This window comes from Paraburkholderia fungorum (assembly GCF_046027215.1).
In the GTDB taxonomy this organism is placed as follows: domain Bacteria; phylum Pseudomonadota; class Gammaproteobacteria; order Burkholderiales; family Burkholderiaceae; genus Paraburkholderia; species Paraburkholderia fungorum_D.
Genome location: NZ_JAQQEN010000001.1, coordinates 2,574,243 through 2,586,859 on the forward strand (window position 1 = coordinate 2,574,243; position 12,617 = coordinate 2,586,859).

Genomic DNA, 12,617 nt, shown 5'->3' on the forward strand with positions numbered 1-12,617 from the left:
GCATGCCAACCAGCTTACAAAGTCTTTTTCTTTCAGGTCATGAACCCCTAAATTCTCCTCCATGGCGACGGGGAATGCCGCTCTGACACAAGGAAGCAGCCCCTCGCCCCATACGCCACAAGTCATATCTGAAGGAAAAAATCATGAGCCACCCCGTCATCCTCATCACCGGCGCCCTGACCGGCATCGGCCGCGCGACTGCCTTGCTGTTTGCCAACAGCGGAGCCCACCTCGTCATCTCCGGCCGCCGCGCCATCGAGGGCAAAGCCCTGGAGGCTGAATTGCAGCAACTCGGTGCGCAAGCCCTCTTCATCCAGGCCGATGTGCGGCACGACGAAGAGGTGCGTGCGTTGGTGGACCAAGCCGTTGCCCGATTCGGTCGCATTGACGTTGCCGTCAACAATGCCGGCACGGAAGGCCAACCAGGCCTGATCGTCGACCAGACAGCCGACAGCTACGCCGCCACCTTCGATACTAATGTGCTGGGCACCTTGCTGAGCATGAAGCATGAACTGCGCGTGATGACCGCTCAGAAGCGTGGCAGCATCATCAACATCTCCTCAACTTACGGCCACGAGGGCGCGGCCTATGCGTCGGTGTACGCCGGCAGCAAGCATGCGGTCGAAGGCTTCACCAGGTCGGCAGCGCTGGAGGTGGCCGCTTCGGGCGTGCGTGTTAACGCGGTCGCCCCAGGCCCGACCGACACGGGCATGCTGGACCGCTTCACCGGGACGCCGGAGAACAAGGCCGCGCTGGCCGCCGGTGTACCGCTGGGTCGGGTAGGCAAGCCGGCCGACATCGCGGCCGCCGTGCTCTTCCTTGCTTCCGAAGGCGCCGCTTTCGTGACCGGGCAGATCGTCACTGTTGACGGCGGCAAGACCGCTGGCTGACAAGACCCGACACCAACTCATCACCCTGACCGCAATGCCCCGAGCCACGGGGCCGGGCCTTGCTTTGCCAAAAAACAGGAAGTCATTCCATGAATCACCACAGCGGCACCTGCCGAACGCCCAACTGATCCTGTACCCGGACGCCAATCACGGCTCGCAGTACCAGTACCCTGAGCGCTTCGTCGCCCACGTCAACCAGTTCCTGCCGAAGACAGCGCAAGCGCCTGAGCGGCAGCCAACAGCACCGTTCACGAGCCATCAATCATGACGAACTCACTCACAGGCAAGACCGCCCTCGTTACGGGCGCTTCCCGCGGCATCGGCCGCGCCACCGCTTTGGCCTTGGCCGAGGCAGGTGCCCAGGTCCTGGTCCACTACAGCAGCGGCGAGAAGGAGGCGACAGACGTGGTCGATGAGATCCGCCGCGCCAGCGGCAAGGCCGAAAAAATTGGCGCCGACCTGAGCAAGCCGAACGGCCCGCACCAACTGGCCCAACAGGTCCGCGCCATCATCGGCGGACGCCTGGACGTGCTGGTGGCCAATGCCGGCATCTCCAGGGCCGCGTCGATCGAAGACACCACGGTCGAGGACTTCGACGCGCTCTTCGCCGTCAATGTGCGCGCGCCATTCTTCCTGGTGCAGCAACTTCTGCCCGCGCTGTGCAAAGGCAGCAGCGTGATTCTGCTGTCATCGCTCGCAGCACACGCCTCGGTGGGCGCGCTGTCTGCCTACGCGGCGACGAAGGGTGCCATCGACACCCTGGTCAAGCACTGGGCCTCGGCTCTGGGCGCCAAGGGCATCCGTGTCAACGCGGTAGCGCCTGGCGTGGTCGAGACTGACATGTCCAACTTCACCAGGACCGACGCCGGTCAGGCCATGGCGCTGGGCATGCAAGCGCTGCAACGCCTGGCCCAGCCCGAGGACATCGCCGGCGCCGTCGCCTTCCTGGCCTCGGATCAAGCGCGCTGGATCAGTGGCGACACCTTGCGCGTGGATGGCGGCTCAAAGCTCTGAGCCATATACCGACAGTTCGTCACCTACACCTACATCCCACCATTTCTGGCACAACGTGCAGGCTTCAGCGGGACAGCCATCTCGTCGATCTTGCGCCGCATTGGGTGGATTGGCCTTGCTGATCCTCTGGCGCAAATCCCATCCCTCAGCGTCCATCACCAGGAGTTAATCGCTATGAGCAGCAACAAACTCGTCAAGATCCCGGGCCCCGATCATCCGATCACGATTGAGGCCGCAACGGCACGAGTCAAAGTGCGCGTGGCCGGCGTGACGATTGCCAATTCGGTGCGCGCACTCGTCTTGCGCGAGGCGAGCTATTCGCCGGTGTACTACCTGCCCGCGGCTGATATCGACATGTCGCAGCTCGTGCCCTCGTCACATACGACCTATTGCCCGTACAAGGGCGACTGTGGCTATCACGACATCGCTGTGGGTGGAGAGCGATCCAGAAACGCCGTCTGGAGCTATGGCGCTCCGTATGACGCGGTTGCAGCCATTGCTGGTCATTTCGCCTTCTACCCGGACCGGGTCGATGGCATCGAAGTGGGAGAGGCTGCGTGAGCGCGATGGTTAGCTTCGACATCCAGGATGTTCTCGCGAGCAACGATCGGGCCGTTATCCTCGGCCACCTGCAAACACGGATCAATGCCACCGGAAGACTGATCGATGGCGCGTTTGCGATTGTCCTGACCTTCTCCGGCACGGAGATCGCCAGCTTCCTGATGCTGGAAGACAGCTTCGCCGTATCGATGGCCGCTCGGCGCTGACCGGCGGCACATGATGTGCTCAGGGTCAGGCATTCATCCCGCCATCCACGGTGAGATTCGCCCCGGTAATGTACGACGCTTCCGGGCCGGCGACGAAAGCGACCATCGCGGCGATCTCCTCAACGCGCCCATAGCGACCGAGTACTGTGGCGGCTTTCTGTGGCACGGCCCAATCACCCGAGGCGGGATTCAGGTCTGTATCGATCGGACCCGGCTGGACGTTGTTGACCGTGATGCCCCGGCCTCCCAACTCTCTGGACAGCGCCTGGGTGAACATCCTGACGGCTGCTTTCGTGGCTGCGTAGGGCACCAGTCCGGGCGCAATGGCACGCTCGCCCACCGCCGAACCGATCATGATGATTCGGCCGCCATCACTCAGGTGCTTCAGCGCAGCCTTGGTCGTAGCGAATACGCCGCGGATGTTGATGTCGATCACTCTATCCATTTCCTCCAGCGTCGTGTCTTCGAACGGTTTCGGGATGGCCGTGCCGGCATTGTTCACCAGCACATCCAGCCGACCAAAGGTCGCAAAGGTTTTTTCGACCGCAGCCTCGACGGCTTTCACGTCGGTAGCGTCCGCCTGGATCGCAATAGCTTTTCCGCCATCGAGTTCAATCGATTTGACCACGGCCGAGGCGGCGCTGGCATCCTTCGCGTATGTAACGGCCACGCTCGCTCCATCTGCGGCCAGACGTTTCGCGATTGCCGCACCGATGCCGCGTGAACCACCGGTAACGAGTGCTACTTTTTGCGTTAAGTTAGACATTTGATTTCCTAAGGTTTCCGTGAGCGATTCATCGCGTCACCGATCCAGTTAATGATTCATTGACTGTTACCGCCTGCAACGGTTTCAGCAATCAGACATAGAGCTTCGTCGAGCCACTTTTGATCATGGTGGTGCAACGACTATAGGTTTCCGCGGAAGCTGCGAGAAAGACCTTCCAGGCAGGGAGGCATGCCCCTCGGGCATGGCAGGAGAGTGCCGCACCTTCGGACATAACGAGGGAGCTGCGGCGCTTGCGACATTTGTAAGCGCGCAACACAGCACGCGGAATTGATCCACCTGGGCCAGGAGCGATGACGTTTCACGCCACTGCATCGTTCGGAAAAGTCGGCGCGAATGCACCGGTTGGATCAGGCTGGGTTACGCGCTGCAACTTTGAGCAATCGACGCTCGTCATGTGCGCCAGGGTCCCCTGGCGCACAGCAACAACTCACAGCGTTCGGGCCCAACTCCGTAATTCATCGACAAATAAGCCGGACGTCACGTTTCACAAACTCGGCAAACAGCGACGGCGCACCCGCGCACGGAAAACGCTTGTCGTAAGAAAATGCAAAATGAAACGGAGAAGTCAAAGGCGCCGACTGCATGACCGGAACAAGTCCCAGGGCCACGCCGATAAAGCCCTTCATGTCGCACGCGCCGCGGCCGTATAGGCGGCCGCCCTTCACTTCTGGGCGGAACGGATCCGTGTCCCATATCTGGCTTTCGACCGGGAAAACGTCCGTATGGCCGGCAAGCACGATTCCGCCTTGCGTGCGACCGTCATGTGCCGGGATAGTGGCAACCAGAAAACCCTTTCGGCCGCTACGGCAGCGCGTCAGGCGAACCGGCAGACCACGCCGGGTGAAATGGTCCCTGATGATTTCCATCAGCCCAAGATTCCATTCCTGCCTCGTCGTATCTATCGACATGAGTCGCTGAACCCACTCGATCGAATCAACTTCGGCCGGCACCGCGACCTTCGCAGAATCTGACAACGTTCACCTCGCAGACAAAACCCGCTGTTCGCACCGGAGGAGCTGGCGGCATCGTGCGACCGTTGCCGCCAGCGAGAGCCGCTAAACGTCAATGCTGCACCCCCAGGCTTTCGCGTTTGCCATCCCTGAACGTATAAAGCGTCAGCGTTGCGTCCCGCAGATCGCCTTTGTTGTCGAACTGCGTTTCGCCGATGACACCCTTGTAGTCCGTCTTCTTCAGATACGGCAGATACCTGGCCGGGTCCGACGAGTTGGCCCGCTTCATGGCATCGACCAGGATCATGACCGCGTCGTAAGCATATGGCGCATAGATCACGACATCTTCGCCATATTTCTTCCTGAAACGGTCTCTGAAGGCTTGCATGCCGGCCTGGTATTCGCTGGTGATACCGCCCGCCTCCGCGCACACGACATTTCTGTTCTGCAATGCGGAGCCTGCGAGCGAAGGCAATTCGCCGGTGCAGATGCCATCGCCGCCCATGAATTTGGCCGCCATATCGAGCTGGGCCATCTGCTTGAGCATCGGGCCGCCCTGCGCGTCCATGCCGCCGTAGAACACGACATCCGGCGATGCGCTCTTGACCGAGGTCAGCACGCCGCGGAAATCGGTCGCCTTGTCGGTCGTGTACTGGCGTGAGGAAAGCCTCGCGCCGGCCGCCGTCGCCGACTTCAGAAATTCGTCGGCAATACCTTCACCGTAGGCAGTGCGATCGTCGATGACCGCGAACGACTTCACATTCAGCTTCTGAACCGCGTATTTTCCGAGTACCGAGCCGAGTTGCGCGTCGTTGGCGACGAGCCGGAACGCCGTGTCGAATCCCTGCATCGTGTACTTCGGATTGGTCGACGACTGTGAGATTTGCGGAATATGCGCGTCGTAGTAAATCTTTGATGCGGGAATCGTGGCACCCGAATTGAAGTGGCCCACCACGCCCCTCACGCCGGCATCCACGAGCCGCTGCGCGACCTGTGTCGCCTGGCGCGGGTCGCCGCCATCGTCTTCGACCTGCAGGGAAATCGTCACCTTCTGTCCGCCGATCGTCGGCGGATTGGCATTCAGATCGTCAACCGCCATTCGTGCGCCCCGTTCAACGTCTTTGCCCAGATTGGCGTTCTGACCGGTCAGCGGCCCGGCGAAACCGAGTTTTACGACGTCATCCTGGGCGTGCGCAGCGCCGCACACCAGCATGCTGACTGCACCGCCTGCAAGGGCCGCAACGACTGCTTTCTTCGTAAGGCTCATGATTGTCTCCTGACCGGGTTAGAACCTTTGTTTATGGATTTTCCTGATCTGCTTTCAATACCATCGACGCATTTCTGCGCGAGCAACGAACGTGAACGTGCCCGCTCATACAACAGCGATAAGCGCCAACCACCTTGAGTGCGGCAGCGCATGACCGGCAGAGCGCCGGCCACACGCATTGAACAGATCAGACGTGAAAGATCTGCGCGACGAGCGTCGCGCCAAGGAACGTGCCCGCGTTCGCAACAAACGACACCAGCACGATCCGCCAACCGAGGCGCCGGAACGCCGGGACGTCCTTGGCGATGGAGAGTCCGGCAAACGTCAGCATCGGGGCGGTGACGCCAAGGAAATCGTTCTTCGCGCTGAACGCGGCAATCTGTGCGCCCCAGGGGCATAACGGCGAAGTCAGGAACATGGCGACCAGCGACACCCAGCACACTGCGGGAATCTTGCGGCCAGTCACCTTGCACACGGCATCGCCGACAATGACGGCAAGCACCATGACGAGCATGCCCGGAAGTCCTTCGAGCGGCGTCGTGCCGTGGGTGATCCAGTCGCAGGCCAATGCCATGACCGCCGTCACGCCCCACGCCAGCATCTTCGCGCGGTAGCCCAGTTCAGGGGCTTCCGTTTGAACGTCGCCGAGCTTCGGACGCGCATCGGCAACCGCATCCGACGCGCCGGACGCTTTCGTCGTCCGGCCGATCAGCGGTTCGAGAATGCGGTAGCCCCAGACAGCCATCGGCAGCGAAATAAACAGCGTGAAGTACGTTCCGATAGTCGTCGTGATGAGATTGCTGGCGGCAGCAAACGTGAGCACCGATTTCGCCATCTCCGGGGTCTGCTGTGCCGCGATCGCCCCCGAGGCTGCCGCCATCATGCTTCCGGATCCGACACCCGAACCCATGGCGAGGGCCAACGGATGGAAGATGTTCAGGCTGGCAACGAAGCCCGCGAAAATGGCAATGAACACAGCGCCGAACACGGTGCCTGTCAGATACTCCGCCAGCACGCCGCGGCCTTCCGCGGAATCCATGCCGTACTTCTCGCCGATAATGGCGAGGCTCGGCTCGCGCCCCACGGAAAACGTCGCGCCAATCGCCTCCCGTTTAATGCCAAGCAAAAGCGCGAGCGGCAAGCCAAGCAGAATCGTGCCGACAAAATGGCCTAACTCCTGAAACGCCAGCGCCCAGCCGGCAGCCGCGAGCTTCGGCAATGCGCTCCCTACGAGCAGACCCAGCTTGGAAATAAACAGCAGCAGCGCAGGCTGAAGAATCGCAGCGGCCAGGAACTGCGTCTTCACATCGAGCCGCGCCGCGCTTCGCGAGCGCTCGCTTGCAAGACCGAGCGCGGCGCCGAGCAGAAGCGCCCATATCATCGGCAACAGAACCACCTTGCCCGGGCCGACCTGAAACGTGAATGAGCCGATGAATTCAGCAATGAGAAGAATGATCGCCGCGTAGAGGAACAGTTTCGCGCCTCTCATTCCATTGCTTTCAGTGTGCGGCGACGTTAGCGTGTGATCCATCACTGCTCCCTCTTCTGGTTTCCTCACGCCCTCGCTCACATCGTGGCGAGGGCTTCGACGTGCTACAGATAGCCGAATGTGGTGGCCGGCTCCCGCGCCGTTTCCACCCAGACGCTCTTGGTCTGCGTGTATTCATACAGCGCCTCGACGCCGCTTGAACGGCCATAACCGCTCAGACCGTAGCCACCGAACGGCGAGGCCACATTGATGGTTTTATAACCGTTGATCCAGAAGGTCCCGGCATTGACCTGCGCGGCCACGCGATGTGCCCGGCCGACATCGCTGGTCCACGCCGCGCCGGCGAGGCCGAATTCGGTATCGTTCGCGATGGCGATTGCTTCCTCTTCCGAGTCGAAGGGAATAGCCGCGACGACCGGCCCGAAGATTTCGGTGCGCGCGACATCCATATCGTTGGTCACGTTCGCAAGCACCGTCGGCGAGACGAAGTACCCGCCTGCCGACATATCGGTGGACCCGGCCGCCAGCGTGGCGCCTGCGCTCACCCCGCTGGAAATCATCTTCATCACGTGCTCATATTGCCGGCGATTGTTGATCGGCCCTACTTCGGTCGCATCGTCCAGCGGCGCGCCGACTTTGATCTTTCTGGCACCGGTTGCAACCATTTCGACGAACTGGTCATAGATCGAACGCTGGACCAGCAGACGCGACCCCGCTACGCAACTTTGCCCCGCGCCGGCGAAAATGGCCGCCTGTGCAGTCAGTGCTGCGCGCTTGAGGTCCGCGTCGTCGAAAATGATATTCGCCGACTTGCCGCCCAGTTCGAGCACACAGGGGAGCACGCGCTTGGCCGCAGCTTCCGCAATCCGGATACCGGTTGCCGGCGACCCCACGAAAACAGCTTTCTTGACGGTCTTGCTGGCAATGGCCGCCTGGCCGATCGTGTGACCATAACCGGACAGTACGTTGATCAGCCCCTTCGGTGCGCCTGCTTTCTCAGCCAGCATGCCGAGCACCAGCGACGTGAACGGCGTCAGCTCGGAGGGCTTCAGGAGCACCGCATTGCCCATCGCGATGGCGGGCGCCACCTGCCAGCCGCAGGTGAAGATGGGCGCATTCCACGGCGTAATCTGCAACACCGTGCCGGCAGGTTCGCGGCGCGTGTAGTTCAGGTGCGAGCTCGGCACCGGGATCACCTCGCCGTAGAACTTGTCGGTCCAGCCGCCGTAGTATTCGAACATCTCGGCGACCTTCGCGACTTCTCCGCGACAGTCGCGAATCGGCTTGCCGGAGCCAATCGATTCCAGTCGCGCGATGCTCTCGACATCGGCGCGCAGTTCGCGGGCGATGGCAAACATCACGCGCCCGCGCGCCGCATGAGTGAGGGCCCACCATGCTTTCTGGGCGCGCTCCGCGGCTTCGGCCGCCTGAGCCACGATGGCCGCTCCTCCATCCTGGTAGGCGAGGCTCGCCTTGCCGGTTGCCGGGTTATAGAGCTGGATGTCGTCGCCCGTCCCTGCCACCAGTTCGCCGCCGACATAAGACCCGATCGTCTTCGCGCCAGGGAAGAAATGCGTGAACGCTGCCAGCAGGTGGGCTGCTTCGTTGAATTCCACGTTGAGTGCTCCTGTCACTGTCGATTACTGTTCCGGGACAAACTGGACGATACGGTTAAAGTCCTCCGCATCGCCAATGGTGGCGGCGCTCTCGGCCCACAGGCGGCCCGCTTCGGTGCTCATCGGCGCGTTGGCATGCACGCTGCGCAACAGGTCCATGGCGAGGCGCACGTCCTTGCGCATAAGCTTCATCGTGAAGCCGGAGTCGAAGGCGTCGTTGAAAATCCACGTCGGGTAGTTCGTTAAGGTCGCGCTGTTGCGGCCCGACCCGCCGTTCAGCGCCTCGACCAGTTTTTGCGGGTCGACGCCGACCGCTTGCGCCGCGCGCACGGCCTCGCTGGTCGCCAGAAGATGGATGCCAGTGAGCAGGTTGTTGATGATCTTGGTGACGTGCCCCGCACCGACCGGGCCGACGTGAACGCGCTTCGCGCTGATGACCGCGAGCACAGGTTCAACTGCGGCGACATCTTCCGGCGCGCCGCCGAGCACCATGGTCATCGTGGCGTTCGCCGCGCCCTTCGGGCCACCGCTCACCGGCCCGTCGACGAAGCCGACCTGCACTTCGCGCAGCGCCGCCGCCACCTTGCGCGTGCTGTTCGGGTCCGCGGTCGTCGTGTCCACGACGATGAGGCCTGCTTTGGCGTTGTCCGCCACGCCGCCCTGGCCCAGCACGACCTGCTCGACGACATCGGAGGTCGGCAGGCTCAGGATGAGAATGTCGGCATCACGCGCCATCCCGGCGATCGAGGCGCGCGCCTCGACGCCCTCTTCCTGAAGCTTTGCGGCGACACCGGGGGCGGCGTCGAAACCGAGCACCCTGTAGCCCCCGCGCTTGAGCGACAGAGCCATGCCGCGCCCCATGTTCCCGAGTCCGATGACACCAACCGTCTTCATACACCACTCCTTTCGCAAGATTCGCCGCGGACCGGGTAGCGACGACCACCCGCCGTTCAACGTGTTCGAGCCCTGATGTTGGACTTCCGAGACCCTATAATCAATCAACGCCAATATTGGGAATGTTCTAATAATTCGAACGGAGAACGCATGGCCGAGACCCTTACCGAGAGCCGGATCGTCTATTTTTACGAGGCGGTGCGCTGCGGAACGATCCGTGCCGCCGCAGACGCGCTGAATGTGGCACCGTCGGCTGTCAGCCGGCAAATCGGCCTGCTCGAGACCGAGCTCGACGCGGTGCTGATCGAGCGGCACGCGCGTGGCGTCAAGCCCACGGAGGCCGGTACTCACGTGATCGAATACTTCCGCGAACAGATGGCTCACAAGGACGATCTGCTATCGCGCCTTCAGGAGCTCCGGGGTTTGCGGACCGGGCACATCAGCGTCGTGCTGGGCGAGGGGTTTGTCTCCGACGTGCTTGGCGGCCCCATGCAGCAGTTCTGCAAGCAGTTTCCTGGCATTGCCGTCACTCTGGATCTCGCCGGCACCAATGAGGTAGTCCGCAAAATCTCCGAAGACGAAGGTGAAATCGGGCTGGTCTACAACCCGCCGACCGAACCCAAAATCGTTTCGCGCGCGTTCAAGCGTCAGCCGATGATGGCGATCGTCGGGCCCGCCTTCGCCGGCCTCGGCAAGAAGAAGTCGATGAGCGTGAAGGAACTGGCGTCATATCCGTTGGCCGCCACGCATTCAAGCTACGGCACGCGGCAGATGCTGGAGGCAGTCGAGTTCGCGGAGAAGGTGAGACTGGAACCCGTCGTGACGACGAACTCCATCGCGATCCTGAAGCAGTTCGTCAAATCCGGGCTCGGGATTACCTGTCTTCCCGAGTTTGCGGTGACGACGGAAATCGCCGCCGGCGAACTGTTCGCCATCGAAATCAGCCACCCGCTGCTGGAGAAGGCGGAGGCCCACCTCATTACACGGGTCGGCCGCAAGCTGTCCGTCGCGTCGAACAAGATGCTGCAGATGATGCACTCGCAGATGCGGGCCTTCAGGTAGTCCGAAGTCCAGCGCGATTCGATGCATGAAGCGATGCATGAAGCGCGTGGCATCGAGAGTTCTAAAATCCAGAACGCTTTTCCTCATCAAGAGCATGGGTGATGGTTATTGTCGGACCGACACTAGCGGGACTGGAGGCAGCCTTTGAATAACATCGACCACTCAACCGTCTGGCAAACGATTCGCGACGAAGCCCGCGCGGCCTGCGAGGCGCGGCCAGCCATGCAGCGCTACTTCGATAACGCGGTGCTCTCTCACACAACCTACGCCGACGCGCTGGCGGCGCAGATGGCGGCCGAACTGGTCCGGCTCGATAGCGCGCTGCCGGACCTGACTGACGAATTCCGTCAGATCGTGCGGCGCAGGGACATCGATGCATCGGCGGCTGCGGACGTGTACAGGATCGCGTCGTCCAACCCGGCCTGCCCCAACGCGCTCACCGCCTTTCTTTCGTTCCGGGGCATCCAGGCGATTCAGCTTCATCGGATTGCACACGCGTACTGGGTTGACGGTGAGCAGACGCTCGCCGTGCTGCTGCAGAACTGGAGCGCCAAACTGTATAGCGTCGACATCCATCCCGCCGCGCGCATCGGAAAAGGACTCTTCGTCGATCACGCGATGGGTATCGTCATCGGCGAAACGGCGGTCGTCGAGGACGAGGTAAGCATGTGGCACGGCGTGACGCTGGGCAGCACGTTCAGCGAGTCGGGCGACCGGCATCCGAAAGTGCGCCGAGGTGCGACGCTGGCGGCGCACGCGGTCATTCTCGGCAATATCGAAATCGGTGAAGGCGCGGTCATCGCTGCGGGAAGCGTGGTCCGCACATCGATTCCCGCCGGCATGGTTGCGGCCGGCATTCCCGCGAAAGTGATCAAGGCTGTATCCGCAACGTACGCTGCCATTACTGCTCCCTCAACGACCAGGACATCCTGATGATTCCACCGAACCAGCATCGACTGGGCATCGACCATCCTGTTGTCTCAGTCAGAAATCACCGGGAAGCTGTCGAGAATTTCATCCGGCTGGGCTTTTCGCCGAGCCCCATTACGTATCACCCGTGGGGCTCTGTCCTGACCTTGATGATGTTCGAAAACAATTTCATCGAGCTCATCGGCATCGACGATCCCGCGAAGTTTGGGACAGGTGAAGTGAACGGGTTTTGCTACGGCAGAACGCTCGGGCAGTTTCTGGAGCGGTCCGAAGGGCTGGGGCTGGTCGCCCTTCATAGCAAGGATATCGAAGGCGACTTCGCGGCGCTCAAGGCGAGCGGATTGCCTGCCCAGCAACGCGTCGACTTCCGACGCAAGCTGACGAAAGCGGACGGAACACCTGACGAGGCCGTCGTGTCACTGGGCATGCTGATGGATACCGAACTGGGCGACGCATCCAACTTTCTTTGCCAGCAGCATCGGCCGGAATTTATCTGGCGTAAAGACTGGCAAAACCATCCGAACGGTGCGCTCGCCGTGGACGAGGTCGTTTATGTCGCGGCCGACCCCGGGCTGCTGGAAAGCCGGTGGTCGAAGCTGTTTGGCGTTGACAACACGTCGCGAGTCGACGGTCACGTCGAGGCCGAGACGGGGTGCGGACGGATGCTCGCGCTCACGCCCGCGCAGGCGCAGCGACGTTTCGCGCCAGTCGGTATGCCCGTGAGTTACACGGACAAGCCGCATGGTGTGGCCCTGCAGGTGCGCGTGCGTGACTTAACGCAAACCGCGCGTGTTCTGACTGAAAACGGCGTCACGCATGCTCGCACCGAGCATGGCATCGCCGTTACGCCAGGATCGGCCGGCAACGTGATTATCGAGTTCGCGCAGCCGCCATCGCGTTCCGCTGGTTCATCGCCCCTTTGAAGGCGGCGCAGACGCGCGTCGACACCTT

At 61.8% G+C, this 12,617-nt stretch carries 14 protein-coding genes and 1 pseudogene; 9 read left to right on the forward strand and 6 right to left on the reverse strand.

Features of this window, described 5'->3' with window-relative positions; all coding sequences use genetic code 11:
* The first annotated feature begins 143 nt into the window (after nt 1-143).
* The 5 genes and pseudogenes from PQR27_RS11425 (at nt 144) to PQR27_RS11445 (ending at nt 2,671) form a co-directional block, all read left to right on the forward strand.
* The gene (locus tag PQR27_RS11425; RefSeq protein WP_408523760.1) at nt 144-890 is read left to right on the forward strand and encodes an SDR family NAD(P)-dependent oxidoreductase; all 747 of its coding nucleotides are present in this window, start codon (nt 144-146) and stop codon (nt 888-890) included.
* 100 nt (nt 891-990) lie between these two features.
* Nucleotides 991-1,158: pseudogene (locus PQR27_RS11430) on the forward strand (alpha/beta fold hydrolase); the annotation flags it as partial.
* Nucleotides 1,155-1,904: an SDR family NAD(P)-dependent oxidoreductase gene (locus tag PQR27_RS11435; protein WP_408523761.1), complete on the forward strand. Its 750-nt coding sequence runs from the start codon at nt 1,155-1,157 to the stop codon at nt 1,902-1,904. The pseudogene PQR27_RS11430 and the gene PQR27_RS11435, both read left to right, overlap by 4 nt.
* 174 nt (nt 1,905-2,078) lie before the next feature.
* Entirely contained in the window at nt 2,079-2,465 is a 387-nt protein-coding gene (locus tag PQR27_RS11440; protein ID WP_408523762.1) for a DUF427 domain-containing protein, read from the forward strand.
* The gene (locus tag PQR27_RS11445) at nt 2,462-2,671 is read left to right on the forward strand and encodes a nuclear transport factor 2-like protein (RefSeq protein ID WP_408523763.1); all 210 of its coding nucleotides are present in this window, start codon (nt 2,462-2,464) and stop codon (nt 2,669-2,671) included. Before PQR27_RS11440 ends, PQR27_RS11445 begins: the two co-directional genes overlap by 4 nt.
* A 25-nt stretch (nt 2,672-2,696) precedes the next feature.
* Here PQR27_RS11445 and PQR27_RS11450 read toward each other — a convergent pair whose 3' ends face one another.
* Nucleotides 2,697-3,437 carry an SDR family NAD(P)-dependent oxidoreductase gene (locus PQR27_RS11450; protein WP_408523764.1) on the reverse strand — a complete coding sequence of 247 codons (741 nt, stop codon included), beginning with the start codon at nt 3,435-3,437 and terminating at the stop codon, nt 2,697-2,699.
* Between the two features lie 476 nt (nt 3,438-3,913).
* Nucleotides 3,914-4,195 carry a M20/M25/M40 family metallo-hydrolase gene (locus PQR27_RS11455; RefSeq protein ID WP_408523765.1) on the reverse strand — a complete coding sequence of 94 codons (282 nt, stop codon included), beginning with the start codon at nt 4,193-4,195 and terminating at the stop codon, nt 3,914-3,916.
* Here PQR27_RS11455 and PQR27_RS11460 point away from each other — a divergent pair.
* Nucleotides 4,181-4,429: a hypothetical protein gene (locus tag PQR27_RS11460; RefSeq protein WP_408523766.1), complete on the forward strand. Its 249-nt coding sequence runs from the start codon at nt 4,181-4,183 to the stop codon at nt 4,427-4,429. The two genes, PQR27_RS11455 and PQR27_RS11460, sit on opposite strands and share 15 nt — an antisense overlap.
* Nucleotides 4,430-4,520: 91 nt before the next feature.
* Here the strand turns inward: PQR27_RS11460 and PQR27_RS11465 are convergent, their stop codons facing one another.
* From PQR27_RS11465 to PQR27_RS11480, 4 genes are all read right to left on the reverse strand, one after another.
* A complete protein-coding gene (locus PQR27_RS11465; RefSeq protein WP_408523767.1) occupies nt 4,521-5,675 on the reverse strand; it encodes a branched-chain amino acid ABC transporter substrate-binding protein in 1,155 nt (384 codons plus the stop codon).
* A 187-nt stretch (nt 5,676-5,862) separates the two neighbouring features.
* A complete protein-coding gene (locus PQR27_RS11470; RefSeq protein ID WP_408523768.1) occupies nt 5,863-7,206 on the reverse strand; it encodes a DUF3100 domain-containing protein in 1,344 nt (447 codons plus the stop codon).
* A gap of 62 nt (nt 7,207-7,268) precedes the next feature.
* Complete coding sequence (locus tag PQR27_RS11475; RefSeq protein ID WP_408523769.1) at nt 7,269-8,780, reverse strand: aldehyde dehydrogenase family protein; 1,512 nt, start codon at nt 8,778-8,780, stop codon at nt 7,269-7,271.
* Between the two features lie 24 nt (nt 8,781-8,804).
* Nucleotides 8,805-9,734, reverse strand: a complete 930-nt coding sequence (locus tag PQR27_RS11480) for an NAD(P)-dependent oxidoreductase (protein ID WP_408525467.1) — start codon at nt 9,732-9,734, stop codon at nt 8,805-8,807.
* 90 nt (nt 9,735-9,824) lie between these two features.
* Here PQR27_RS11480 and PQR27_RS11485 point away from each other — a divergent pair, with 90 nt between their 5' ends.
* From PQR27_RS11485 to PQR27_RS11495, 3 genes are all read left to right on the forward strand, one after another.
* Nucleotides 9,825-10,736: a LysR family transcriptional regulator gene (locus PQR27_RS11485; RefSeq protein ID WP_408523770.1), complete on the forward strand. Its 912-nt coding sequence runs from the start codon at nt 9,825-9,827 to the stop codon at nt 10,734-10,736.
* Between the two features lie 144 nt (nt 10,737-10,880).
* Nucleotides 10,881-11,669 carry a serine O-acetyltransferase EpsC gene (gene epsC / locus PQR27_RS11490; RefSeq protein ID WP_408523771.1) on the forward strand — a complete coding sequence of 263 codons (789 nt, stop codon included), beginning with the start codon at nt 10,881-10,883 and terminating at the stop codon, nt 11,667-11,669.
* Nucleotides 11,669-12,589, forward strand: coding sequence for a VOC family protein (locus PQR27_RS11495; RefSeq protein WP_408523772.1), 921 nt, complete (start codon nt 11,669-11,671; stop codon nt 12,587-12,589). Before epsC ends, PQR27_RS11495 begins: the two co-directional genes overlap by 1 nt.
* Nucleotides 12,590-12,617: the final 28 nt, after the last annotated feature.